General features: G+C 73.5%; 21 protein-coding genes and 2 pseudogenes. 9 read left to right on the plus strand and 14 right to left on the minus strand.

Annotated features, from left to right (window positions below; translation table 11 throughout):
* Positions 1-55: 55 nt before the first annotated feature.
* Positions 56-1,039, plus strand: a complete 984-nt coding sequence (locus AB0G17_RS13430; RefSeq protein WP_361380391.1) for a DUF5937 family protein — start codon at positions 56-58, stop codon at positions 1,037-1,039.
* A 120-nt stretch (positions 1,040-1,159) separates the two neighbouring features.
* On the opposite strand, the gene AB0G17_RS13435 is transcribed toward AB0G17_RS13430, so the two are convergent.
* The 5 genes from AB0G17_RS13435 to AB0G17_RS13455 form a co-directional block, all read right to left on the minus strand.
* Positions 1,160-2,311, minus strand: a complete 1,152-nt coding sequence (locus AB0G17_RS13435) for an XdhC/CoxI family protein (RefSeq protein WP_361380394.1) — start codon at positions 2,309-2,311, stop codon at positions 1,160-1,162.
* A gap of 61 nt (positions 2,312-2,372) precedes the next feature.
* On the minus strand, positions 2,373-3,830 hold the full coding sequence (locus AB0G17_RS13440) for an NCS2 family permease (RefSeq protein WP_361380397.1): 1,458 nt from the start codon (positions 3,828-3,830) through the stop codon (positions 2,373-2,375).
* A 377-nt stretch (positions 3,831-4,207) separates the two neighbouring features.
* Positions 4,208-6,592: a molybdopterin cofactor-binding domain-containing protein gene (locus AB0G17_RS13445; protein ID WP_361380400.1), complete on the minus strand. Its 2,385-nt coding sequence runs from the start codon at positions 6,590-6,592 to the stop codon at positions 4,208-4,210.
* Positions 6,592-7,185: a (2Fe-2S)-binding protein gene (locus AB0G17_RS13450; RefSeq protein WP_361380403.1), complete on the minus strand. Its 594-nt coding sequence runs from the start codon at positions 7,183-7,185 to the stop codon at positions 6,592-6,594. The genes AB0G17_RS13445 and AB0G17_RS13450 overlap by 1 nt, the downstream gene beginning before the upstream one ends.
* A 2-nt stretch (positions 7,186-7,187) precedes the next feature.
* Entirely contained in the window at positions 7,188-8,078 is an 891-nt protein-coding gene (locus AB0G17_RS13455; protein WP_361380406.1) for a xanthine dehydrogenase family protein subunit M, read from the minus strand.
* Between the two features lie 258 nt (positions 8,079-8,336).
* Between AB0G17_RS13455 and AB0G17_RS13460 the strand changes: the two genes are divergently transcribed.
* Both AB0G17_RS13460 and AB0G17_RS13465 read left to right on the plus strand, forming a co-directional pair.
* Positions 8,337-10,010 (plus strand): PucR family transcriptional regulator ligand-binding domain-containing protein, encoded by a 1,674-nt coding sequence (locus tag AB0G17_RS13460; RefSeq protein ID WP_361380409.1) that lies wholly within the window; start codon positions 8,337-8,339, stop codon positions 10,008-10,010.
* Positions 10,011-10,214: 204 nt separating this feature from the next.
* The gene (locus tag AB0G17_RS13465) at positions 10,215-10,982 is read left to right on the plus strand and encodes a hypothetical protein (RefSeq protein WP_361380412.1); all 768 of its coding nucleotides are present in this window, start codon (positions 10,215-10,217) and stop codon (positions 10,980-10,982) included.
* A 436-nt stretch (positions 10,983-11,418) separates the two neighbouring features.
* Here AB0G17_RS13465 and AB0G17_RS13470 read toward each other — a convergent pair whose 3' ends face one another.
* Positions 11,419-12,177, minus strand: coding sequence for a GntR family transcriptional regulator (locus AB0G17_RS13470; protein WP_361380415.1), 759 nt, complete (start codon positions 12,175-12,177; stop codon positions 11,419-11,421).
* Positions 12,178-12,302: 125 nt separating this feature from the next.
* Here AB0G17_RS13470 and AB0G17_RS13475 point away from each other — a divergent pair, with 125 nt between their 5' ends.
* Together AB0G17_RS13475 and AB0G17_RS13480 are read left to right on the plus strand one after the other, a co-directional pair.
* Complete coding sequence (locus AB0G17_RS13475) at positions 12,303-13,139, plus strand: (2Fe-2S)-binding protein (protein WP_361380418.1); 837 nt, start codon at positions 12,303-12,305, stop codon at positions 13,137-13,139.
* Between the two features lie 193 nt (positions 13,140-13,332).
* The gene (locus AB0G17_RS13480; RefSeq protein ID WP_361380420.1) at positions 13,333-14,397 is read left to right on the plus strand and encodes a DUF2637 domain-containing protein; all 1,065 of its coding nucleotides are present in this window, start codon (positions 13,333-13,335) and stop codon (positions 14,395-14,397) included.
* Positions 14,398-14,486: 89 nt separating this feature from the next.
* Here the strand turns inward: AB0G17_RS13480 and AB0G17_RS13485 are convergent, their stop codons facing one another.
* The 3 genes and pseudogenes from AB0G17_RS13485 to AB0G17_RS13495 form a co-directional block, all read right to left on the minus strand.
* A complete protein-coding gene (locus AB0G17_RS13485) occupies positions 14,487-14,876 on the minus strand; it encodes an ATP-binding protein (protein ID WP_361380423.1) in 390 nt (129 codons plus the stop codon).
* Positions 14,877-15,321: 445 nt separating this feature from the next.
* Positions 15,322-15,671, minus strand: a pseudogene (locus tag AB0G17_RS13490) (thiamine pyrophosphate-dependent enzyme); the annotation flags it as partial.
* A 145-nt stretch (positions 15,672-15,816) separates the two neighbouring features.
* Positions 15,817-17,493 carry a protein phosphatase 2C domain-containing protein gene (locus tag AB0G17_RS13495; protein WP_361380426.1) on the minus strand — a complete coding sequence of 559 codons (1,677 nt, stop codon included), beginning with the start codon at positions 17,491-17,493 and terminating at the stop codon, positions 15,817-15,819.
* Between the two features lie 205 nt (positions 17,494-17,698).
* Here AB0G17_RS13495 and AB0G17_RS13500 point away from each other — a divergent pair, with 205 nt between their 5' ends.
* From AB0G17_RS13500 to AB0G17_RS13515, 4 genes are all read left to right on the plus strand, one after another.
* The gene (locus tag AB0G17_RS13500; protein WP_361380429.1) at positions 17,699-17,860 is read left to right on the plus strand and encodes a hypothetical protein; all 162 of its coding nucleotides are present in this window, start codon (positions 17,699-17,701) and stop codon (positions 17,858-17,860) included.
* 183 nt (positions 17,861-18,043) lie between these two features.
* Positions 18,044-19,018 carry a helix-turn-helix domain-containing protein gene (locus AB0G17_RS13505; protein WP_361380432.1) on the plus strand — a complete coding sequence of 325 codons (975 nt, stop codon included), beginning with the start codon at positions 18,044-18,046 and terminating at the stop codon, positions 19,016-19,018.
* Positions 19,019-19,111: 93 nt separating this feature from the next.
* Positions 19,112-19,594: a DUF456 domain-containing protein gene (locus AB0G17_RS13510; protein ID WP_361380435.1), complete on the plus strand. Its 483-nt coding sequence runs from the start codon at positions 19,112-19,114 to the stop codon at positions 19,592-19,594.
* Between the two features lie 197 nt (positions 19,595-19,791).
* Positions 19,792-20,163 carry a PPOX class F420-dependent oxidoreductase gene (locus AB0G17_RS13515; RefSeq protein WP_361380438.1) on the plus strand — a complete coding sequence of 124 codons (372 nt, stop codon included), beginning with the start codon at positions 19,792-19,794 and terminating at the stop codon, positions 20,161-20,163.
* Between the two features lie 43 nt (positions 20,164-20,206).
* Here the strand turns inward: AB0G17_RS13515 and AB0G17_RS13520 are convergent, their stop codons facing one another.
* The 5 genes and pseudogenes from AB0G17_RS13520 to AB0G17_RS13540 all read right to left on the minus strand — a co-directional run bounded on the left by AB0G17_RS13520 (position 20,207) and on the right by AB0G17_RS13540 (position 22,955).
* A complete protein-coding gene (locus tag AB0G17_RS13520; protein ID WP_361380441.1) occupies positions 20,207-20,662 on the minus strand; it encodes a MarR family transcriptional regulator in 456 nt (151 codons plus the stop codon).
* The gene (locus AB0G17_RS13525) at positions 20,659-21,138 is read right to left on the minus strand and encodes an asparagine synthase-related protein (protein ID WP_361380626.1); all 480 of its coding nucleotides are present in this window, start codon (positions 21,136-21,138) and stop codon (positions 20,659-20,661) included. The genes AB0G17_RS13520 and AB0G17_RS13525 overlap by 4 nt, the downstream gene beginning before the upstream one ends.
* A gap of 6 nt (positions 21,139-21,144) precedes the next feature.
* Positions 21,145-21,267: pseudogene (locus AB0G17_RS13530) on the minus strand (hypothetical protein); the annotation flags it as partial.
* On the minus strand, positions 21,264-21,506 hold the full coding sequence (locus tag AB0G17_RS13535) for a hypothetical protein (RefSeq protein WP_361380444.1): 243 nt from the start codon (positions 21,504-21,506) through the stop codon (positions 21,264-21,266). The pseudogene AB0G17_RS13530 and the gene AB0G17_RS13535, both read right to left, overlap by 4 nt.
* Positions 21,507-21,572: 66 nt before the next feature.
* The gene (locus AB0G17_RS13540) at positions 21,573-22,955 is read right to left on the minus strand and encodes an AlkA N-terminal domain-containing protein (RefSeq protein WP_361380447.1); all 1,383 of its coding nucleotides are present in this window, start codon (positions 22,953-22,955) and stop codon (positions 21,573-21,575) included.
* Positions 22,956-23,135: the final 180 nt, after the last annotated feature.

The following is a 23,135-nucleotide window of genomic DNA, read 5'->3' on the forward strand; positions in this document are numbered from 1 at the left end:
CCCTCCACCCAACGGCCTTCCGCCGCGCACCGACAGAGATTTAGGCTGGGCCTCAATGCTCAGCTACCGACTCGACGTCGACGACCTCGCCGACATGCGCTTCGCCTGCTCGCCGCTCCTGGAGACCGCGACCAGCCTCTGGGCGCTGCGGCGCTCGGACAAGTACGCGCTGCACCTGCCGTGGGTGCGGCGCACCCGGGCGGCGCTGGAGGAGGCCGACGGCCTGGACGCCGCTCTGCTCGGAGAGCTGGTGGTGCGCGGCAGCGGCTGGCTGCCGGACTTCATCACGCCACGGCCCCACACGCCGCTGCCGGACGTGCGGGAAGAGCTGCGGCGGGTGCGGGCGACGGCGCCGTCGAAGGCGCTCGCGGACGTACGGACGGCGTACGCGGGGCGGCCCCTGCCGCCCCGGCTCGCCGAACTCGCCCCGGATCCGCGCGGGTTGCGGGACGCGGTGGCGGATGTGCTGGAGGCGTACTGGGAGCTGGCGATAGCGCCGCACTGGTCGCGGATGCGGGCCGTCCTGGAGGCGGACATGGTGTGGCGGGCGCGGCTGCTCGCCCGGGACGGGGCGGCGGCGCTGCTCACGTCGCTGGATCCGACGGCGGTGTGGCGGGGCGGGGAGCTGACGCTCTTCGTCCACCGGGACCTGGAGTTGGGGGCGGCGGTGGAGGGGCGGGGATTCTGGCTGGTGCCGACGCTCTTCGCGCAGCACACGATCAGTCCGGTGGGGCCGTTGGAGCCGCCGACGATCGCGTATCCGGCGCGGGGGGTCGGCACTCTGTGGGAGGCACGGCCGCCACGGCCGCCGGGTGCGCTGGCGTCGCTGGTCGGCGCGCCGAAAGCGGCCCTGCTCCTGTCCCTCGACGGTCCGGCGTCGACGACGGAGTTGGCCCGGCGCCTGTCCGTCACGCCGAGTGCGGTCTCCCACCACCTGTCCGTGCTGCACCGGACGGGGCTGGTGAGCCGGGCTCGGGCGGGGAGGGTGGTGCTGTACGCGCGGACGGAGGTGGGGGACGCGCTCGCGTCCGCCCCTTAAATGCCGCGCGGCGGCAGCTGACGGGCGCGGGGAACTGCGCGACCAGCCTCCACCGGCCCGCAGGCAAACCGGAGGTCTGGGGGTGGAGCCCCCAGCAGGGATGGGGCGTCGCGGGGAAACTTACGCCACCGACCCGATCCGCCCCACCCGGGACTCCGGTCCCTCCCGGTGGATCGGGGTGTGCGCACCCGTCAGCGACACGCCACTCCCGCCGCGCCGGCTCGCCACGATCTCCGCCGCGATCGACAGCGCCGTCTCCTCCGGCGTACGCGCGCCGAGGTCGAGGCCGATCGGGGAGCGCAGACGGGCCAGTTCCAGCTCCGTCACGCCGACCTCGCGCAGCCGCGCGTTGCGGTCCTCGTGCGTACGGCGCGAGCCCATCGCACCCACGTACGCCACCGGCAGCCGCAGCGCCAGCTCAAGCAGCGGCACGTCGAACTTGGCGTCGTGGGTCAGGACGCACAGCACCGTACGCGCGTCGACCTCCGTCGACGACAGGTACCGGTGCGGCCACTCCACCACGATCTCGTCCGCCTCCGGGAAGCGGACCGGCGTGGCGAACACGGGCCGCGCGTCGCACACCGTGACCCGGTAGCCGAGGAACTTCCCCACCCGCACCAGCGCCGAGGCGAAGTCGATCGCACCGAAGACGATCATCCGCGGCGGCGGGACGCTCGACTCGACCAGGAGAGTGAGCGGCTGCCCGCACAGCCGGCCGTCCGCGCCCAGCGTCAGCGTGCCCGTGCGGCCCGCGTCCAGCATGGCCCGCGCCTCCCCCGCCACCGCCCGGTCCAGCTCGGGGTGGCCGCCGAGGGCGCCCTCGTACGTACCGTCGGGGTTGACCAGCAGGGGGCGGCCGACCAGGTCGGACGGGCCCTCGGTGACGCGGGCGAGCGCCGCCGCCCGCCCGTCCGCGGCGGACGCCAGGGCCGTCGCGAACACCGCCCGGGACGGCGAGTCGGCGGGTACCGGCGTGACCAGGATGTCGATGATTCCGCCGCAGGTCAGGCCGACCGCGAACGCGTCCTCGTCGCTGTAGCCGAAGCGTTCGAGGACGGGCTCGCCGTCCGCCAGTGCCTGCCGGCACAGGTCGTAGACCGCGCCCTCCACACATCCGCCCGAGACCGACCCGATCGCCGTGCCCTCGCCGTCGACGGCGAGCGCCGCACCCGGCTGGCGGGGCGCGCTGCCGCCCACCGCCACCACGGTGGCGACGGCGAAGGTGCGGCCCTGCTCGACCCACCGGTTGAGCTCTTCGGCGATGTCCAGCATCTCGGTCTCCTTACGGATCGAAAACGTGTGGAGGACGTCGGTCGTACGCCCTGGTCGTGGCCTACTTGACGCCCAGCCAGCTCTCGATGGGGCTGAGCGCGAAGTAGACGAGGAAGATGCCGGACAGGGCCCACATGAACCCTCCGATCTCCCGCCACTTGCCCTGCGCCGCCTTGATGACGGTGTAGGAGATGACACCCGCGCCGACACCGGCGGTGATGTTGTACGTGAACGGCATCAGGGCCACGGTGAGGAACACCGGGATCGACACCGAGCGGTCGTTCCAGTCGACGTGCCGCGCCGCGCTCATCATCATCGAGCCGATCACGACCAGGGCCGCGGCGGCCACCTGGGCCGGGACCAGCTGGGTGAGCGGGGTGAAGAAGAGGCAGGCCGCGAAGAACAGGCCGGTGACGACCGAGGAGAGGCCCGTGCGGGCACCCTCGCCGGCGCCGGTGGCCGACTCGATGAAGACGGTCTGGCCGGAGGCGCCGGAGACGCCGCCGATCGCGCCGCCGGCGCCGTCGATGAACAGCGCCTTGGACAGGCCCGGCATCCGGCCCTTGTCGTCGGCGAGCTTGGCCTCCTGGCCGACGCCGATGATCGTGGCCATCGCGTCGAAGAAACCGGCCAGGACAAGGGTGAAGACGATCATGCCGACGCTGATGGCGCCGATCTGACCCCAGCCGCCGAACTCGACGTCGCCGAAGAGCCCGAAGTCGGGCTTGGCGACCGCGCTGCCGTCCAGACCGGGCGCGAGGCCGCCCCAGTCCTTGTCGCTCAGCCCGGCGACCTTGGTGACGATGAGCGAGAGGACCGTGCCGGTCACGATGCCGATCAGGATCGCGCCGGGGATGTTGCGCGCCTGGAGGGCGAAGATCAGGAGCAGGGTCACCGCGAAGAAGAGGACCGGCCAGCCGACCAGCTCGCCCGTGGCGCCGAGGGTAACGGGGCCGCCCTGGCCCTTGCCGACGAAGCCGGCCTTCACCAGGCCGAGCAGGGCGACGAACATGCCGATGCCCATGGTGATGGCGTGCTTGAGGGGCAGCGGGATGGCGTTCATGATCATCTCACGGAGGCCGGTGACGACCAGCAGCATGATGACCACGCCGTACATGACGCACATGCCCATGGCCTGCGGCCAGGTCATGTTGGGGACCACCTGGGTGGTCAGGGCCGCGGAGACGTTCAGTCCGGCGGCCAGCGCGAGCGGGACCTTGCCGATGAAGCCCATCAGCAGCGTGCTGGCCGCGGCCGCGAGGGCGGTGGCCGTCACCAGGCCCGCATGGCCCAGCGTGTGCTTGTCGACGTCGGGCGTCGAGAGGATCAGCGGGTTGAGCAGCAGGATGTAGCACATCGCCATGAAGGTGGTGATGCCGCCGCGCACCTCTTGCGCGACCGTGGATCCTCTGTCCGTTATGTGAAAGTACCGGTCGAGCCAAGACCTGCCGGCGGGGACGCGCGAGCCGGAGCCCGCCTCCTCGGCGGTGGTCTTCGGCTCCACGGACTGCTGGGTCATGGTGCCTACTCCCAAGGTTCAAAGGGGCACCCGCATAAGACTTGAGATCTCAGTCGGACAAGCTGCGGGATTTGGGATGGTGCGTGGGCTGCACGACCCGGGGGACGGCCCGAGACGAACGTTTCCGCGTACTGCGGGGGTACCGGTCGCGGTACCGCGGTACGGGAGTGGTGCTGGTCATTCGGGTACTGCCTTTGGTGCGGGTGGTACGGGGCGAAGGACCGCGAGCGGTGCGGTACTTCTGTGCTCCGGGCGGTGCGGGCGGGAAGTGTGACGTTCCCGGGAGCCGCGCACCGCCCGGAGGGCTTGTGGGAGGAGGGGGCCCAAGGGACGCGGGTCCCCCGGAGTCCTTCTCGCGCCCCCGCCCCGGTCGGGGACTACGTGCCCGTGAGGTGCTCCGGGCGGACCGGGGTCCTGTTCAGCTCCAGACCCGTCGCGTTGCGGATCGCCGCGAGGACGGCCGGGGTGGACGAGAGGGTCGGGGCCTCGCCGATGCCGCGCAGCCCGTACGGGGCGTGCTCGTCGGCGAGTTCGAGCACGTCGACCGGGATGGTCGGCGTGTCGAGGATGGTGGGGATCAGGTAGTCCGTGAAGGAGGGGTTGCGCACCTTCGCGGTCTCCGGGTCGACGATGATCTCCTCCATGACCGCCACGCCCAGGCCCTGGGTGGTGCCACCCTGGATCTGGCCGACGACGGACAGCGGGTTGAGCGCCTTGCCGACGTCCTGGGCGACCGCGAGCTCGACGACCTTGACCAGGCCGAGCTCGGTGTCCACCTCGACGACCGCGCGGTGCGCGGCGAACGAGTACTGGACGTGGCCGTTGCCCTGACCCGTGACCTTGTCGAACGCGACGGTGGGGCGGTGCCGCCACTCGGCCTCGACCTCCACGCTCTCGTCCTCCAGGAGGTCCACCAGGTCCGCGAGGACCTCGCCGCCGTCGGTGACGACCTTGCCGCCCTCCAGGAGGAGCTCGGCGGTGGCCCAGGCCGGGTGGTACGAGCCGAACTTGCGGCGGCCGATCTCCAGGACCTTCTCGCGCACCAGTTCGCAGGAGTTCTTGACCGCGCCGCCGGTCACGTACGTCTGACGGGAGGCGGACGTCGAACCGGCCGAGCCGACCTGGGTGTCGGCCGGCTGGATGGTCACCTGCGTGACACCGAGCTCGGTGCGGGCGATCTGCGCGTGGACGGTGACACCGCCCTGGCCGACCTCCGCCATCGCGGTGTGCACGGTCGCGACCGGCTCGCCGCCCACGACCTCCATGCGCACCCTGGCGGTGGAGTAGTCGTCGAAGCCCTCGGAGAAGCCGACGTTCTTGATGCCGACCGCGTAGCCGACGCCCCTCACGACACCCTCGCCGTGCGTGGTGTTGGAGAGGCCGCCGGGCAGGGCGCGTACGTCCGCGGCCTCACCGGCGGCGAGCCACTGCTGCTCGGGCGGGAGCGGGCGGGCCTTGACGCGGCGCAGCAGCTCGGCCACCGGGGCCGGGGAGTCGACCGGCTGGCCGGTCGGCATGATCGTCCCCTGCTCCATGGCGTTCAGCTGCCGGAACTCGACTGGGTCCATGCCCAGCTTGGCCGCCAGCTTGTCCATCTGCGCCTCGTACGCGAAGCACGCCTGGACCGCGCCGAAGCCGCGCATGGCGCCGCAGGGCGGGTTGTTGGAGTAGAGCGCGATGGCCTCGATCTCGACGTCGTCGACGACGTACGGGCCGACCGAGAGCGAGGAGGCGTTGCCGACGACCGCCGGGGAGGCCGACGCGTAGGCGCCGCCGTCCAGGACGATCTTGCACTTCATGTGCGTGAGCTTGCCGTCCTTGGTGGCGCCGTGCTCGTAGTAGAGCTTCGCCGGGTGGCGGTGCACATGGCCGAAGAAGGACTCGAACCGGTTGTAGACGATCTTGACGGGCTTGCCCGTGCGCAGCGCCAGCAGACAGGCGTGGATCTGCATCGAGATGTCCTCGCGGCCGCCGAAGGCACCGCCGACGCCGGAGAGCGTCATGCGCACCTTCTCCTCGGGCAGGCCGAGGACGGGGGCGATCTGCTCCAGGTCCGAGTGGAGCCACTGGGTGGCGACGTACAGCTCGACGCCGCCGTCCTCGGACGGCACGGCGAGGCCGGACTCCGGGCCGAGGAAGGCCTGGTCCTGCATGCCGAAGGTGTACTCGCCCTTGACGATGACGTCGGCCTTCTTGGCGGCCTCGTCCGCGTTGCCCCGGATGATCGGCTGGCGGTGCACGATGTTCGGGTGCGGGACGTGGTGGATGTACTCGTCGGTGCGGCCCTCGTGGACCAGGACCGCGTCGGGGGCCGTCGCGGACGCCTCGTCCGTGATGAGCGGCAGCTCCACGTACTCGATCTTGATCTTGGCGGCGGCGCGGCGCGCGGTCTCCGGGTGGTCGGCGGCCACGAGGGCGACCGGCTCACCGTGGTGGCGGACCTTGCCGTGGGCCAGGACCGGGGTGTCCTGGAGCTCCAGGCCGTAGTTCTTCATCTCGGCCGGCAGGTCGTCGTAGGTCAGCACGGCGTAGACGCCGGGCATCGCGACGGCCTCGGAGATGTCGATCGACTTGATCTCGGCGTGGGCGACCGTGGAGCGGAGCGTCTGGCCCCAGAGCATGTCCTCGTGCCACATGTCCGAGGAGTACGCGAACTCGCCGGTGACCTTGAGGGTGCCGTCGGGGCGCAGCGTCGACTCGCCGATGCCGCCCTTGGTCTTGGAACCCTGGGTGACGTTGGTGGGGGTACCCGTGATGCCCATCAGACTGCCTCCTCCTGACGGGCGGCCGCCAGGCGGACCGCGTCGAGGATCTTCTCGTAACCGGTGCAGCGGCAGAGGTTGCCGGAGAGGGCCTCGCGGATGTCCTGGTCGGACGGGGAGGCGTTGCGCTCCAGGAGCTCGTCGGCCGCGACGAGCAGGCCCGGGGTGCAGAAACCGCACTGGACGGCGCCGGCGTCGATGAACGCCTGCTGGATCGGGGACAGCTCCCCGGCTCCTCCAGTCTGGCTGTCCTGGGGCTTGGCCTGCCAGCGCTGGGCGGCGTCGATGGAGGTGCCGCAGGCGCCGGAGGCGCAGCCGCCGCCGGGGTGGGCGTCCTCCCGGTGCTTGGCGTAGTCGGCCAGGCCCTCGACGGTGACGACCTCGCGGCCCTCGACCTGACCGGCCGCGACCAGACAGGAACAGACCGGCACGCCGTCCAGGCGGACCGTGCAGGAGCCGCATTCGCCCTGCTCACAGGCGTTCTTCGAACCCGGAAGACCCATGCGCTCGCGCAGGACGTAGAGAAGGCTCTCGCCCTCCCAGACGTCGTCGGCTTCCTGCTTGCGGCCGTTGACCGTGAAATTGACGCGCATGGTTATGCAGCTCCTTCAAGCGAGCGGCCGGTGCCGCGGTACTGCTCCCAGGTCCAGCCGAGCGTGCGGCGGGCCATGATGCCCACGGCGTGCCGGCGGTACTTGGCGGTGCCTCGTACGTCGTCGATCGGGTTGCAGGAGGCCGAGGCGAGCTCCGCGAACTGCTTGGCGATCGAGGGAGTGATGATCTTGCCGCTCTCCCAGAACCCGCCCTCGTCGAGCGCGGCGTTCAGGAACTCCTCGGCGGCGGTGGCGCGCACCGGGGTCGGGGCGGCCGAGCCGATGCCGGTGCGGACCGTCCGGGTCTCGGGGTGCAGCGCCAGGCCGAAGGCGCAGACCGCGATGACCATCGCGTTGCGGGTGCCGACCTTGGAGTACTGCTGGGGGCCGTCCGCCTTCTTGATGTGGACGGTCTTGATGAGCTCGTCCGGCGCCAGCGCGTTGCGCTTCACACCGGTGTAGAACGCGTCGATCGGGATCAGCCGGGAGCCGCGGACCGACTCCACCTCGACCTCGGCGCCCGCGGCGAGCAGCGCCGGGTGGGCGTCACCGGCCGGGGAGGCGGTGCCGAGGTTGCCGCCCACGCCGCCGCGGTTGCGGATCTGCGGGGAGGCGACGGTGTGCGAGGCGAGCGCCAGGCCCGGCAGCTCGGCCCGCAGGTTCTCCATGATCTGGGTGTACGACACGGACGCGCCGAGCCGTACGGTCTCCTCGCCGACCTCCCACGCGCGCAGCAGCTCGATGCGGTTCAGGTCCAGAAGGTACTCGGGCCGGCGGTGGTCGAAGTTGATCTCGACCATCACATCGGTGCCACCCGCAATGGGCACAGCCGTGGGGTGCTCGGCCTTGGCGGCGAGCGCCTCCTCCCAGCTGGCGGGGCGAAGGAAGTCCATGAGTGGCTCTCTTCTTCTCAATCGGGGTCGTTCGCGCGGGTCCCGGGGACGGCAGGCCCTGGCTGATGAAGTCGTTCATGTGTGTTAACGCTGTGTGGCCTCAGTACACAAGCCTCGCTCCATCGGGGTGCAGTCACCGAAACCATGAAGGAGTTGGCTGGTCTCCATCTACGTCTTGTAGATTCGTATGAAAGGCGGTGCTCAGTTACCCCACCGCTTTCCACCGGCAACAACAAGACAGATCGGCGGCGACACGCGATGCGGCTGCGCGCACTTCTGGAGACCGACGCGCTGGGGCTGCGGCTGCTCGGCGGCGAGGACGAGCTGGACCGCACCGTACGCGGTGTGATGACCACTGACCTGCGCGATCCGAGCCGCTATCTCTCCGGCGGCGAGCTGGTCCTCACCGGCCTCGCCTGGCGCCGCGACGCCGACGATTCCGAGCCATTCGTGCGGATCCTGGCCGGGGCCGGGGTCGTCGGCCTGGCGGCCGGCGAGGCCGAGCTGGGCGCGATCCCGGATGACTTGATCCGTGCCTGTGCACAGCACCGGCTGCCGCTGTTCGCGGTGAACGAGTCGGTGGCCTTCGCCACCATCACCGAGCACGTGGTGCGCCAGGTGTCGGGCGAGCGGGCCGGGGACCTGGCGGCGGTCGTGGACCGCCACCGGCGGCTGATGACGTCGGGACCCGCCGGCGGCGGCCCGGAGGTCGTCCTGGACCTGCTCGGCTCCGACCTGGACCTGCGGGCCTGGGTCCTCTCCCCCACCGGGCGGGAGATCGCGGGCGCGGGCGAGCCGCTCCCCCCGGCCCTCGGCGCCACTCTCGCGGGTGAACACCTCGGCGCGACCCGCACCGGCCGCCGGGGCCCGCACCGGGCCGTGGTCGACGGCACCACGTACTCGCTGTTCCCGATCCGCCACAGCGGGCGCGGGGCCGCCCCGGCCGCCCGTGACGTGCGCGAGACGGTCCTGTCGGACTGGCTGCTCGCCGTCGAGGCGGACGCGGGCGACTGGCCCGCCGCCCGGCTCGACCTGCTCCAGGGCGTCACCCAGCTGATCGCCGTGGAGCGCGACCGCCGCGACGCGGCCCGTACGGTACGCCGCCGGCTCGCCCAGGAGGTCCTGGAGCTGGTGCAGACCGGCGCCGCGCCCGCCGAGATCGCGGCCCGGCTGCGGGTCGCCGCCCCCGTGCTGCTGCCGGGCCTCGGCTCGGCGCCGCACTGGCAGGTGATCGTGGCCCGGGTCGACTGGAGCCAGTCGGCGGCCACCACCGCGGAGGTCGCGGGCGGCCCGGTCGCCCAGGCTCTCCTGGAAGAGATATTGGTCGACCCCGCCGTGACGGGCCCCGACTCCTCGGACCGGATCGCGGTCGCCCACGCGGGCGACGAGGCGATCGCGCTGGTGCCGCTGCCCGCCGTCGGCGAGGGCACGGAAGCCGGGCTGCACGCGGACGTGCTGCTCGCCGCGGTCCAGGCGCCGCTCTCGGCGGGCCTCGCCGACGACGGGCGCCTGACACTGGGTGTCAGCGCCGCCGTGCACTCGGCGGAGGGGCTGCGCGGCGCCCTGGAGGAGGCCCGGCACGCCCGCCGGGTCGCCGCCGCCCGCCCGGGCCGGGTCTGCGCGGCCGGCCACCACGAGCTGGCCTCGCACGTCCTGCTGCTGCCGTTCGTCCCGGACGACGTCCGGCGCGCCTTCACGGCCCGGCTGCTCGACCCGCTGCGCGACTACGACCGGCGCCACCGGGCCGAGCTCATCCCGACCCTGGAGGCGTTCCTCGACTGCGACGGCTCCTGGACCCGCTGCGCCACGCGACTGCATCTGCACGTCAACACCTTGCGCTACCGGGTGGGCCGGATCGAGCAACTGACGGGTCGTGACCTTTCGCGCCTCGAGGACAAGCTGGACTTCTTCCTCGCCCTGCGGATGAGCTGACGGGGGCGCGGGGAGGGGGGCGCGGGGAGGGCGCGAGAGGGCCGGAACACCACCCCACCGCACGCAACCCGCCGTTTGTGAACCAATTCACGCGTGGCCCTTGGCCCGGCGTGCCAATCCGTGCTGAGATTCGCCCACGGCTCAACAGCTCGGACTCAACGGCTCAATGGCGCGCTCGGGGAGGGCAACGTGGCGTACTCCGCCATGTCTGATTCCGGAACGACTGCACAAGACGGGGATCCGCTCCAGACCGCGGTGTGGCGGCTGCGCTCGCGCGGCTGCTGGACGGACGCCGCCGCACTGCTCGAACCACACGCCGCCCGGCCCGCCGCCGCGCTCCAGCGGGCCGCGCTGCTCACCGAGCGCTGTCTGTACACCGGGGAGGGCTGGGCCGACGCCGAGGAGGCGCTGCGCGGGGCGGAGGCGGTGGCCGGGGACGACGAGGAGCGCGGCGCGGCCGCGTGCGAGCGCGGCCAGCTCGCGTACGCCTCGACGCTGCTCGGGGTGCGCGACCGTGCCGACGAGGCCCGTTCGGCGCTGGGGCGGGCGGCCGCGCTGATCGCCCCCGCCGCGCGGGGCCGGGCGCTGCTCGACTTCCGGCGGGGGCTGCTCGCCGAGAACGTGGCGGACGCGCCACAGGCCGCCCGCGCCGCCTACCGTCGCGCCCACGCGGGCGCCACCGCGCACGGCGACACCCTGCTGCTCTCCTTCACCTGGCGCCATCTGGCCGGACTCGCCCTGCGCGACGGCGAGTTGGCGGAGGCGAGACACGGCTTCGCCGAGTCGCTGCGGATCCGCGAGGAGCTGGGCTACCTGGTCGGCACGGCCCCGGCGCTGGCCGCCCTGGCGGAGGCCGAGCCGGAGCCGGAGGCGGCGCGGCTGCGGACGGAGGCGGCGCGGCTGTTCCGGCTCCTGGGCGGCGTGCCCACGTGGCTGGCGGCCCACTTGGCCCCCGCCCCGGCAACGACCTGACGGTCACGTTCTCCTGCGGGCCGGTGTTCGGCTGATCGCGCAGTTCCCCGCGCCCCTGGGTGGCCCGGCCTTCGTCTGCGGCTGAGTGGTGGGTTGTTCGCGCAGTTCCCCGCGCCCCTGGGTGGCCCGGCCTTCGTCTGCGGCTGAGTGGTGGGTTGCTCGCGCAGTTCCCCGCGCCCCTGGGTGGCCCGGCCTTCGTCTGCGGCTGGGTGGTGGGTTGCTCGCGCAGTTCCCCGCGCCCCTGGGTGGCCCGGCCTTCGTCTGCGGCTGAGTGGTGGGTTGCTCGCGCAGTTCCCCGCGCCCCTGAGATGCGCCCCTGCGGGGCGCCCAGGGGATTGCCGCGCAGCGGCATCTTCAGGGGCGCGGGGCTGTGACATGTGCGGCTCCGCCGCGTGCGCGCGACCAGCCACGACGAACCCGCACCCGACGCGCAGCGTCAGAGCGCCGAGCCCGTGAAGTGCTCCCGCACCAGGGTCTGAACCACCGTCAGATCCTGTGCAACCAGCGCGTCCAGCAACGCCAAGTGCTCCGCCGCATCCGCGACCAGCTCCGCGCGGCGGGCAACCGGCGCAGCCGTCAGCGGCCACTGGGAGCGGCGGTGCAGATCCTCCGCCACGAGGAGGAGCTGCTCGTTCCCGGCCAGCGCCAGCACCGCGCGGTGGAAGGCGCGGTCCGACTCGGCGTAGCCCGCCCGGTCGCCCACCGCCGCCGCCTGGGTCGTCGCCTCGGCGAGCGGCCGCAGCTCGGCCCAGCGGGCGGCGGGCACGGACCGGGCCAGCCGCAGCATCACCGGCACCTCGATCAGGGCGCGCACCTCGGCCAGCTCGGCCAGCTCGCGCGGGCTCCGCTCGGTGACCCGGAAGCCCCGGTTCGGGACGACCTCGACGGCGCCCTCGGAGGCCAGGCGCTGCATCGCCTCGCGGACCGGGGTGGCCGAGACGCCGAACCGCTCGCCGAGCACCGGCGCCGAGTACACCTCGCCCGGCACCAGCTCACCGTCGACCAGCGCGGCCCGCAGCGCCTCCAGGATCTGGCCACGTACGGAATAGCGGCGGACCTCCGGCGCGGGCGGCTCGCTGTGGGTGTGCTCACCCCGTACGGACGCGAACGGCTCGCCCTCCGCGCGGGCCTGTGCGGGTACACGGGGAGACCCGGACGGCGGTACCGCCGTCTCGCGTGCTCTGCCCTGCTCCACCCCAGGCCCTCCTACCGCTCGGTATTCCCCCAGCACCATAGGCGGACAAAGCGACAGTTCAAACATCGCGAGCATCAGCTAAGGTAAGCCTTACCTGCAAACGATCGTGATTCGGTGGTCCCTGCATGACTGTGTCCACGCTGCTCCCGAGCCCCCTGGCCGCGTCCTACGCGCGGCTGGCCGACGTCTACCCCGGCGTCCGGGTCCACGAGCTCGCGGACGGCGAGCGGGCCCCCGGCACCCCCGGCTGGGTCGGCGCGGACCAGCTCGCCTCCGGCGGGGACGCCCTGGACGCCTTCCTCGGCTGGGACGACGAGCAGGTCCTGCGCGACTACGGACAGCGGGCCCGCTCCGACGTCATCGCCTCCTTCGGCTTCCACCGCTACGCCTGGCCCGCCTGTCTGCTCATCACGGTTCCGTGGTTCCTGCACCGCCGGGTGCCGCGCGTGCCCGTGGAGGACGTGTCCTTCCAGCGCACCCTCGGACGGCTGACCGTGCGGGTGCGGGAGTTCGCGTGCCTGCCCGGGGACACGGCGGCCGCGCTGCCCGGCGCCCGGGTCGTCCCGGACGAGGAGGCGCTGCGCGCCGAGGTCCGCGCGGCCGTCGCCGAGCACCTCGGCCCGGTGCTCGACGGCTTCGGACCCCGGATGCGGCGCGGCAGGCGGGCGCTGTGGGGCATGGCGACCGACGAGGTCGTCGAGGGGCTCTGGTACGTGGCCGCGCTGCTCGGCGAGGAGCGGCGGGCCATGGCCGAGCTGGAGCTGCTGCTGCCGGGCTCGACCAAGCCGTACGTCGGCACCGCCGGCTTCCGCGAGCTGCGCGGGCCCGCGGGCGAGCCGCTGCCGACCCGTGACCGGGCCAGTTGCTGCCTCTTCTACACCCTGCGCCCCGAGGACACCTGTGTCACCTGTCCGCGTACCTGCGACGCCGACCGGGTGGCCAAGCTGAGTGCCGCGTCCTGAATCCACGCCACTCGTCCGGGTGAGCCGGATTCGAACCCAACTCGGGTTTCTCTTACGTCAGTTCGAGCAGATCGCACCTATCCGTATGCCGCTGCTCTCCAATGGCGGTCTCTTGCCCCGAAAACCCCTGCGGCCCCGCGCGGCAGGAGCACTATGGCGCCCGGAACGCCTTACGTGATTCAAGGGACACCGCATGCGACTGACCGACATATCTCTGGACTGGCTGCTTCCGGGCGGCGTGATGATCGTGGGGGTCGTCGTGGCGTTGGTCGTCCTGACGCGCGGCAAGCGCACCGGCGAGAGCGCGTCCGGCGACGACACCTGGGAACGCAGCGAGGAGCGCCGCCGCCGCAAGGAAGCCGTCTACGGCACCGCCTCCTATGTGCTGCTGTTCTGCTGCGCGGCCGTCGCCGCCGCGCTCTCCTTCCACGGCCTCGTCGGCTTCGGCCGGCAGAACCTGAACCTGACGGACGGCTGGGAGTACCTCGTCCCCTTCGGCCTCGACGGCGCCGCGATGTTCTGCTCGGTGCTCGCGGTGCGCGAGGCCAGCCACGGCGACGCGGCGCTCGGCTCACGCCTGCTGGTGTGGACGTTCGCCGGTGCGGCGGCCTGGTTCAACTGGGTGCACGCGCCACGCGGCATGGCCCACGCGGGTGCCCCGCAGTTCTTCGCCGGGATGTCGCTCTCGGCGGCGGTGCTCTTCGACCGCGCGCTGAAGCAGACCCGCCGGGCGGCGCTGCGCGAGCAGGGCCTGGTGCCCCGCCCGCTGCCGCAGATCCGGATCGTACGGTGGCTGCGGGCCCCCAGGGAGACGTTCGGCGCCTGGTCGCTGATGCTCCTGGAGGGCGTGCGGACGCTGGACGAGGCGGTGGAGGAGGTGCGCGAGGACCGGCGCGCCAAGGAGCAGAACCGGCTGCGCCGGCGCGAGCAGGAGAAGCTGGAGCGGGCACATCTGAAGGCGCTCAGCCGACAGGGCCGCAGCCTGGGCCGGGTGCGGCCCGGCGGACGCCAGGTCGACGTCCAGTCCATGGCGACGAGTGCGGGCTCCGGGCAGCCGAAGGCTGTCGCGGAGCCCGCCATACCAGAGCCGGGACAACTGCCTCCTCGCAACCGGCCCTCTCTTCAGGCCGTCACGGGCGCTGAGTCCGTGGCGGCGTCCAGGACCGTCGACCTCACGGCCGAGGACGACACGCAGACGCTGCCGCGCCTCGACCACCTGGAGCGCAAACTCAAGGATCTGGAGCAGCAGTTCGGCTGAGCGGGGACGGCTCCGTAGGCCTCACACCGGAGGCACCACGCCTCGGCGGCTTCATGCCGTCCCGCGGCCTTCATACCGTCCCGCCGTCTTCACGCCGTCCCGCTGCCGAGCTCGAACCAGACGACCTTGCCCGCCTCGTGCGCGCGCACGCCCCAGGCGTCCGCGAGCGCCTGCACCAGCAGTAGCCCCCTGCCGTGCGTACCGTCGTCGACGGACGGTACGTGCGGTTTGGGCAGCATCGGTGTGAAGTCGTGCACCTCGACGCGGAGCCCGGCCGGAGCCACCGTGGCCGTCACCACCGCCCCCTGGTCGGTGTGTATGAGCGCGTTGGTCACCAGCTCGCAGGTGAGCAGCTCGGCCACCTCGACCGGCCCCGTGTGCTTCCAGCCCCCCAGCAACTCCCGCAGCGCGCGCCGCACTTCCGGCACCGCCGTGAGGTCCGCCCGCCCCACCCTGCGCCGCAGCTGTCCTTGGAGCACCGCACGCGCACCCGCTCCGCGGAACGCCCCGTTCGTTTCGGGCCCGCCCCCTCCCTGACGTTCAGTCATAGCCCCCACCCGCACGTCGTCACGTCCCTTTCCGTCTCGAACACCCTCACGGGATGCATGCCCCACCGCCCCCCCGTCACGCATGGTGATTCCTCAACAACCGACGGAATACACGGCGGGAGCGGTTCCTCGGTCCGCCGGACGGGCGCGGGCCGGTCGGCGGTAAGGAGGGCACTCCAGGGCGGCGCCCCTTACTCACAGGCGAGTCACAGGGTGGAACGGGCCGCCCGCGCCGGGATTCACCCGTGCCGGGCCGAATGCGCCTACTAACGCGCCCGTCTCCCGGCAGAGCCCGCCGGGAGACGCGCTGACCATGGAGGGTCACCCCATCGCCGGGCGGCGGGGTGGACATCTGCCTTATGTCTGCCTCACGGCCTTACGGCCGGGGCACGTTGCGCAGATTGGAACGCGCCATCCGGAGCATCCGGCCGACCCCGCCGTCCAGCACGATCTTGCTCGCGGAGAGCGCGAAGCCGGTGACCATCTCGGCGCTGATCTTCGGCGGGATGGAGAGCGCGTTGGGGTCGGTGACCACGTCGACCAGGGCGGGCCCCTTGTGAAGGCGTCCTTGAGCGCACCCGCGAGCTGCTTGGGCTTCTCGACGCGCACGCCGTACGCACCGGCCGCGCGGGCGATGGCCGCGAAGTCGGGGTCGCGGTTGCCCGTCCCGTACGACGGCAGCCCGGCCACCAGCATCTCCCGTTCGACCATGCCGAGCGAGGAGTTGGGGAATCGCTTCTCTGGACTGCTCTGACCCCGGCTTGCAGCACGGATCTGCACTGTTGTCAGTGGCTCCGGGCTGGCCCTTCCCGACGTGGCCTGAGCCACCGACAGGAGAAGCCCCCCGGATTCATCCGGGGGGAGGAGTCACTCATCCACGGGCCGCCGTCACGGCCTCCCAGACGGCCACCGCCGTACGGTCGTCGGCGTACCCCTTCACCCTCAGCTGGACGTCCGCGAGGTACTCGGCGAGGCCGGGCGGCCCGTGTCCGGCCCACCGTTCGGCCAGCTCCTTCGCGAGCGCGGGCTCGCCCCGCAGCGGCTCGGCGAGCCCGCCGCTGCACAGCAGCAAGGTGTCGCCCGGGCGGGCGACGGAGGCCCGGAAGCGGAACGGTTCGGCGGGCGGGGGCGGCGGGTCGATGTACGGGCGGGCGGGCTCCACGGTGTGCAGGTCCATGGTGAGCCGGTCGCCGTCGGCGTTCTCCGCGTCCGCCGCGGGCGGCGAGCCGAAGCCGACGACGGGCTCTCCGCTGACCTCGCCCGGCTCGGGCGCGGCGGGCTCGATGTCCTGCCAGACGCCCGAGCGCAGCCGGAAGAGGCCGCCGGGACCGACCCCGAAGAAGACCCGGGTGCGGCAGCTGGGGTCGGCGGAGAGCAGCAGACAGCGCAGGCCCGCCGTGTACTCCTCGGGCTCCGCGCCGAGCTCGGCGGCGCGGGCGCGCAGTCTGCCGTAGCTGCGGTCGGTGAGCCGGTGCAGCCCGGACTTGAGGTCGCCCCGGCGCCCGGCCCTGATGTCGTCGGCGAGCCGGGCGTGGCTGCGCCCGATGGCGCCGCCGATCCAGCGGCAGGCGTCGGCGGCGGCGAGGTGCGCGCCCTCGAAGGCCCGCATGCCGCTGGCGACGGCCACCAGGACCAGCGCGTCCTCGCCGTTGCCGAACCGGGCGGTGAGCAGGGCGTCGCGCCGGGGCTCGCCCCGGTAGCGGGCCGAGTCGCCGCGTGTGGAGGCGGCGCGCAGCACGTACGCCCCGTACCGGGCGCCGTCGAGGACCGTGTCCGCGACGAGCTCGTCGAGGCCGTCGGCCCGCGCGTGGGGCAGCGCGGTGGGCTCGGCGTCGTAGGTGGGCGGCCGGTCGCCCACATGGCCGACACGGGGCTGGGGAGAGGGTGGCGGCGGTTCGGGGGCCGCCTCGGGCGGGACCGTGACGGAGGCGGGCGGATCGGGCGGGGCCGGGGGCGGCTGGGCGGCTCGGGGCTCCGGCGGCTGCGCCGGCGGCGCGGGGACGGCGGGCTCGTAGCCGGGCGGCGGCGGGGGCGGCGGAAGGGAGTCGGCGGGCTCGTAGCCGGGCGGCGGCGGGGGCGGCGGAAGGGAGTCGGCGGGCTCGTAGCCGGGCGGGGGCGGAGGCGGCAGGGAGTCGGCGGGCTCCCACCAGCCGGCCGTGCGGCCGGAGCCGGGCGGCGCCGTGCTGCCGCGCGGCTGCCAGGGTGCCCGGGGCGGGGTCCCGCCGGGGGCGGGCGGCGTCGCCGCACCCGGCATGCCCTCGGGTTCGAGCGGCACGTCCATGGGTTCCCCCCGTACGTCCACGGGCTCGGCCGTGGACGCAGGATCGGTTCGGTCCCGCGGCGCCGACTGCTCCGGCACGCGCGGCGCATGCCGCGGCGGCCCGGACCTGGGGTCCGGCACGGGCGGACTCACCGCCTCCGCAACGGAGTTGAAGCGGTCGTCGAGGGTGTCGCCCGCGGTCGCGGGCGCGCTGTCCGGGGCGAGCTCGTCGTACAGGCGAGTCCACCAGTCGTCGTCCGAGGTGCGCCTCTCCCCCTGCTGACTCATGCCCTTATTGTCCACCGCGAGGGCCGTACGAAAACGGTGGAACGGAGTAAAAATGGTCAGCACGCAAATCCGCACCCCGTACGCGGACGCGAGCGAACGTGCCTCCGCCGGGCGGCCCTTCCCCCCACAGGCAGGGCCGCCCGGCGAACCGTGGTGACTACCGCACGTCGTACGCGCGCGCCACGGTCTGGGTGACGGAACTGCCGTGACGGAACTGCCGGCCTCGCCGCCGGTGACGGGTCTCGCGGCGGTCGCGGCGTCCGGTGGTGTGGCCACGGACGGCGAGACCGCGGTGACGGCCAGGACGGCGGTGGTCGCTACTCCCAGAGCCGTGCGCGATTTCGGACGCATCGCTCTCCCCAGGTGAATCCGGAACAAAGCACTCCGCACGCAAAGCGCACAAATGCCTTGTTGCCGACGGCTGTTGGTACTGCGGTTGCGTCGCCTTGGCAGAGCGACGGAAGGTGCGGGGATGATGTTGTGAGGCGGGTTCGCGCCGTGGCCGTTTCCCGCCACGCGTGGACAGCGGGCGCGAGAGGGGCGGACGAGGGTGCTGGGAGCCATAGGCCTGGACGAGACACAGGAGTCGGCGTACCGGACGCTGGTGGCGCTGGGCGCGGCCGAGGTCGCGGACCTGGCGCACCGGCTCGCGCTGCCCGAGCCCGACACGGAACGGGCGCTGCGGCGCCTGGAGCGCCAGGGCCTGGCCGCCCAGTCCTCGGCCCGGACCGGACGCTGGGTGGCGGCCCCGCCCGGCGTGGCGCTCGGCGCCCTGCTCACCCAGCAACGCCACGAGCTGGAGCAGGCGGAGCTGGCGGCCGCGCTGCTCGCCGAGGAGTACCGGGCCGAGGCCGCCGAGCCCGCCGTGCACGACCTGGTGGAGGTGGTGACCGGCGCGTCCGCCGTCGCCCACCGCTTCCACCAGCTCCAGCTGGGCGCGGCCGAGGAGGTGTGCGCCCTGGTCACCGGCAATCCGGTCGCGGTGACCGGGGTGGACAAAGAGTCCGAGGAACGGGCCGCGACCCGGGGCGTCGCCTACCGGGTCGTCATCGAGCGCGAGGTGCTCGCCCTGCCCGCCGGGATCACCGAGGTCACGGCGGCGCTCGGCCGCGACGAGCAGGTGCGCACGGTCGACCGGGTGCCCACCAAGCTGGTGGTGGCTGACCGCAGCCTGGCGATGGTGCCGCTGACCGGCCGGGACGCGGAGCCGGCCGCCCTGGTGGTGCACGCCAGCGGCCTGCTGGAGTCGCTGATGGGCCTCTTCGAGGCGGTGTGGCGGGACGCGCTGCCGCTGCGGCTGGCGGGCACGGCGGTACGGGAGGAGTCCTCCGGCCCCGACGCCACCGATCTGGAGATCCTCTCGCTGCTGCTGGCCGGGATGACGGACGCGAGCGCGGCCAAACAGCTCGACCTGGGGCTGCGGACCGTACAGCGCCGGGTGAAGGGCCTGATGGAGCTGACCGGCGTCACCACCCGGCTCCAGCTGGGGTGGCATGCGTACGAACGCGGCTGGGTGGCTCGATAGCGGTCTCGCCGACCGGGGTCGGATCACGTCGGCCACGGCCCCGCGCCGCGCCCGGGTCTGCGGAAACGTCCCGGTTACTGCACGCTGGGCAGTGTGGGTGTGTGGCAGCTCCTGGTGATGGGCCTGGTGATGCTCCTCGGGCTGCTGGGCGTGCTGGTGCCCGGGGTGCCCGGGCAGGCGATCGTGTGGGCCGCCGTGGCGTGGTGGGCCCTCACCGACGCCACCGGCACGGCCTGGGCGGTCCTGGCCGGGGCGACGGGCCTGCTCCTGCTCGCCCAGTCCCTCAAGCTGGTCATGCCGCCCCGGCGCCTGAAGGCGGCCGGCGCGCCCCGGCGCTCGCTGCTGACCGGCGGCGCCGCGGCGATCGCCGGTTTCTTCCTGCTGCCGGTGGTCGGCGGGATCGTGGGGTTCCTGGGCGGCCTGTACGCGGCCGAGCGGATGCGGCTGGGCAGCCACGGGGCGGGCTGGACGTCGGCCCGTACGGTGCTGCGGTCCGGCGGGTATTCGGTCCTGGTGGAGCTGTTCGCGTGCCTGCTGGTGGTGGGCTTGTGGGCGGGCGTGGTGATCTCGGTCTGAGCCGCTTCCGGGGCCGGGCGTCGCGGGGCCGGGCGTCGCGGGGCCGGGCGTCGGGGGGGCCGGGTGTCGCGGGGCCGGGCGGTTTTGGGTCCGGGCGGTTTTGGGTCCGGGCCGGTGAGGACGTAGGTCGCGCGACCCGTGCGCACTGGTTCCCTAAGCCGATGACCTTGCGCGGGTACGCGTGTGACGCTGGGGCCATGACCGAATTCAGCGCGGCCGAGCGCGCGTACCTGAAGTCCCAGCGGCTGGGCCGGCTGGCGACCGTCGACCCCAAGGGCCAGCCGCAGGCGAACCCGGTCGGGTTCTTCCCACAGGACGACGGCACGATCCTGATCGGCGGGTACGCGCTCGGCACCACCAAGAAGTGGCGCAACCTGCTGGCGAACCCGCGGCTCGCGCTGGTCGTGGACGACGTGGTGAGCGTACGGCCGTGGCGGGTGCGGGGCGTGGAGGTGCGCGGCGAGGCCGAACTGCTCACCGGGCCGCACGAGTTGGGGCCGCACTTCAGCGAGGAGCTGATCCGGATCCACCCGGGGAAGATCCACAGCTGGGGGCTGGAGGAGAAGTAGCGGCGGCCCGCGCCGAGAGCGGCCGGATCCACCGGATTAGGCCCTACGCCCGGCTCGCCGGGTCGGAGCCGTCGTGGGCCGTCTCGGCGAGGCGGCGCAGCAGCGGGCCCAGCGCGACGACCGCCCGGGCCTCCTCGGCGCCGAGCGCGCCCAGGCGCCAGGCCAGCACCTCGGCCTCGGCGCGGGCGGCGTCCACCAGGGCGCGGGCGCCGCGTTCGGTGGGGACGATCCGGGCGGCCCGGCCGTCCGTGGGGTCGCTCTCGCGCAGGACGAGCCCCGTCGCCTCCAGACCCGGGACGGCGGCCGTGGCGGTCGGCTGCGAGCACGGCACCCGGGCCGCGAGCTCGCCGATGCGGGCGGGCCCGCTCTCGGCGAGCAGCGAGAGCACCACGAGCTGGGTGGGCTGGATCCCGTCGGCCGGGGCGGCCCGGCGCAGACCGCGCAGCAGCCGGTGGAGCGAGATCACCAGTTGCAGCGCCGCATCGTCGTCGATGATCATCGCCCGTACGCCGCCCCCCGCACCGAATTCAGGTCAGGCGAGTGTAGTCCCGGCGCGTACGTGTCGAACCAGACGGCCAGGTCGAGGGCGTGCTCCAGACCGCTCCGGGAGGCCGGCGTGGTCTGCGGTGCCGCCTCGCGCACGGCGGCCGACAGGCGCCCGGGGTCGACGAGTTGGAAGACGGGGTGGCCGGTGCGCGCCAGCAGGTCCTTGCCCTGTTCCTGGAGCGCGGCCGCGTACTTCGGGTCCTGCGTCGAGGGGTACGGGCTCTTCACCCGGCCGTAGACCGACTTCGGCAGCACGTCCGCCGCGGCCTCCCGCAGCAGGCTCTTCTCGCGCCCGTCGAAGGACTTCAGCGCCCAGGGCGCGTTGTACACGTACTCGACGAGCCGGTGGTCGCAGAACGGCACCCGCACTTCGAGCCCCACGGCCATGCCGGCGCGGTCCTCGCCCCATTCGAGATAGCCGCGCAGCACGACCTCGGTGCCGGACTCGGTGATGAACCGGTGGCCGCGGGCGGCCAGTTCGGCGCGTAACTCGGTGAAGTTGTACGTCTCCCCCGAGTGGACCAGGACGACGCTGCCCTGATCGGTACGGGCCGTCATGGGCTGGCGGCCGCCCGGCGGGTCGATGATCTCAGCGAGCCGAACGGCTCGCCCACCCGGTGCGCCACCACCTCGGCGTGGTGCACCGCCGCCAGGACCGCGCCCGCCAGGAAGCACGACACCAGCGCCACCAGGCCCGACGGCAGCGAGCGTCCCCAGGTGAATGCGAGCAGCACCACGGCGAGCGCCGGCACGAACGCCGACCACCGGTCCAGGGGGACGCGGGCGAGACGGATCATGTACCGACGTTCGCAGAGGGCACCCGCGCCCGCCCCTCGGCCGACGCCGTCCGCATGTCCGCTGGGTTACCGGAGTCCGGCCGCGCTCAGGTGGCGGTGGGCGTACGAGCGCCAGGGCCGGTGGAGTTCGTCCGTGCCGGGGACGGCCACGTCCGGCTCGCCCAGGGACCGCATCCGGATCCGTGCCACGGTTTCGGCGTCCGGACCCGGCAGGGTGGACAGGACGCGGACCGCCTCCTCCCGGTCGGCGCCCGCGTCGAGGCGCAGGGCGGAGTCGGCGAGCGCGGTGGCCAGGGCGGCCAGTGCCGGGTCCGGGTGCCGGGCCAGAGCGGCGGGCTCCGGGAAGAGGTGGGTGAGCGCGCCGCACGGGGCGTCCAGGCGCTTGCCGTACGCCTCGACGAGCTCGTCCGCCGCGTCCCGGCCCACCAGCGCCCGTACCGCGTACTCGTCCGGGTCGGCGGCCCCCGGCGAGCGCGTCCCCGGCCGGGCCGCGACCAGCGGGGCGAGCCGGGGGTCGGCGGCGAGCCGCTCGTCCACCGCGTACGGGTCGGCGTCCAGGTCGAACAGGCGGCGCAGCCGCTGGACGGCGGTCGTGAGGTCGCGCAGGTCGGTGAGGTGCAGCCGGGCCTCCAGCCAGCCGCCCCGGGCGGCGTCGCGCGGGCGTGCCTCCTCGACGGCCACGATGCCCGTGCCGTACGGCAGCCGCAGGGTGCGGCGGTAGGTGCGCGCGCCCGGCTCGCCGGTCATCTCCTCCACCCCGGCGACGGCCTCGTCCGCGAGCAGGTCGAAGACCCCGGCGGCGGCGTACGGGCCCCGGTGCGCGAGCCGCAGCGGGATCCCGGCGGCGAAGGCGGCCGAACCCCGCCCGGTCCTCGTCCCGGACTCCTCGCGCAGGGCGCTGGGGGTGCGGGCGTAGATCTGCCGGATGGTGTCGTTGAACTGCCGCACACTGGCGAACCCGGCCGCGAAGGCGATGTCGGTGACCGGCAGCCCGGTGGTCTGGAGCAGCACCCGAGCGGTGTGGGCGCGCTGGGCACGGGCGAGAGCGACCGGGCCCGCGCCGAGCTCGGCGGTGAGCTGGCGCTGGACCTGCCGGGTGCTGTAGCCGAGGCGCACGGCGAGGCCGGGGACGCCCTCGCGGTCCACCACGCCGTCCCCGATGAGCCGGACGGCGCGGCCCACGACGTCGGCCCGCACGTTCCACTCCGCCGAGCCGGGCACCGCGTCGGGACGGCAGCGGCGGCAGGCCCGGAAGCCGTGGCCCTGGGCGGCGGCCGCCGTCGGGAAGAAGCGGACGTTCTGGCGCTTGGGGGTGACGGCCGGGCAGCTGGGGCGGCAGTAGATGCCGGTGGTCGACACGGCGAAGAAGAACTCGCCGTCGAAGCGGGCGTCCCGGCTGCTGACGGCTTCGTAGCGGGTCTCGTCGGTCTCGTCGTATGTCGTCGTCACACGTCCAGTGTGCGGGAGCAGGGCGGGCACGACTGGCGGAATTCGGACGCGGACCGTGGGGGCTGGTCGCTCGATTCCCCGGGGCGCCCAGGAGGTGCCTTGAGGGGCGCGGGGAACCGCGCGGCCGGGCCCCCCACCGGCCCGCAGACCAACCGCGTCCGGCGCCCGCAGGCGCCTTGA

The sequence above is a fragment of the Streptomyces sp. NPDC023838 genome, from assembly GCF_040639555.1.
Taxonomy (GTDB): domain Bacteria; phylum Actinomycetota; class Actinomycetes; order Streptomycetales; family Streptomycetaceae; genus Streptomyces.

Bases quoted from the DNA above. Each gene is read 5' to 3' on its own strand.
- AB0G17_RS13455 (WP_361380406.1), bottom strand. From the start codon at position 8,078: ATGGACTTCCTTCGCCCCGCCAGCTGGGAGGAGGCGCTCGCCGCCAAG.
- AB0G17_RS13460 (WP_361380409.1), top strand. From the start codon at position 8,337: ATGCGGCTGCGCGCACTTCTGGAGACCGACGCGCTGGGGCTGCGGCTG.
- AB0G17_RS13520 (WP_361380441.1), bottom strand. From the start codon at position 20,662: ATGATCATCGACGACGATGCGGCGCTGCAACTGGTGATCTCGCTCCAC.
- AB0G17_RS13535 (WP_361380444.1), bottom strand. From the start codon at position 21,506: ATGATCCGTCTCGCCCGCGTCCCCCTGGACCGGTGGTCGGCGTTCGTG.
- AB0G17_RS13495 (WP_361380426.1), bottom strand. From the start codon at position 17,493: ATGAGTCAGCAGGGGGAGAGGCGCACCTCGGACGACGACTGGTGGACT.
- AB0G17_RS13515 (WP_361380438.1), top strand. From the start codon at position 19,792: ATGACCGAATTCAGCGCGGCCGAGCGCGCGTACCTGAAGTCCCAGCGG.
- AB0G17_RS13440 (WP_361380397.1), bottom strand. From the start codon at position 3,830: ATGACCCAGCAGTCCGTGGAGCCGAAGACCACCGCCGAGGAGGCGGGC.
- AB0G17_RS13435 (WP_361380394.1), bottom strand. From the start codon at position 2,311: ATGCTGGACATCGCCGAAGAGCTCAACCGGTGGGTCGAGCAGGGCCGC.
- AB0G17_RS13445 (WP_361380400.1), bottom strand. From the start codon at position 6,592: ATGGGCATCACGGGTACCCCCACCAACGTCACCCAGGGTTCCAAGACC.
- AB0G17_RS13430 (WP_361380391.1), top strand. From the start codon at position 56: ATGCTCAGCTACCGACTCGACGTCGACGACCTCGCCGACATGCGCTTC.
- AB0G17_RS13450 (WP_361380403.1), bottom strand. From the start codon at position 7,185: ATGCGCGTCAATTTCACGGTCAACGGCCGCAAGCAGGAAGCCGACGAC.
- AB0G17_RS13465 (WP_361380412.1), top strand. From the start codon at position 10,215: ATGTCTGATTCCGGAACGACTGCACAAGACGGGGATCCGCTCCAGACC.
- AB0G17_RS13480 (WP_361380420.1), top strand. From the start codon at position 13,333: ATGCGACTGACCGACATATCTCTGGACTGGCTGCTTCCGGGCGGCGTG.
- AB0G17_RS13475 (WP_361380418.1), top strand. From the start codon at position 12,303: ATGACTGTGTCCACGCTGCTCCCGAGCCCCCTGGCCGCGTCCTACGCG.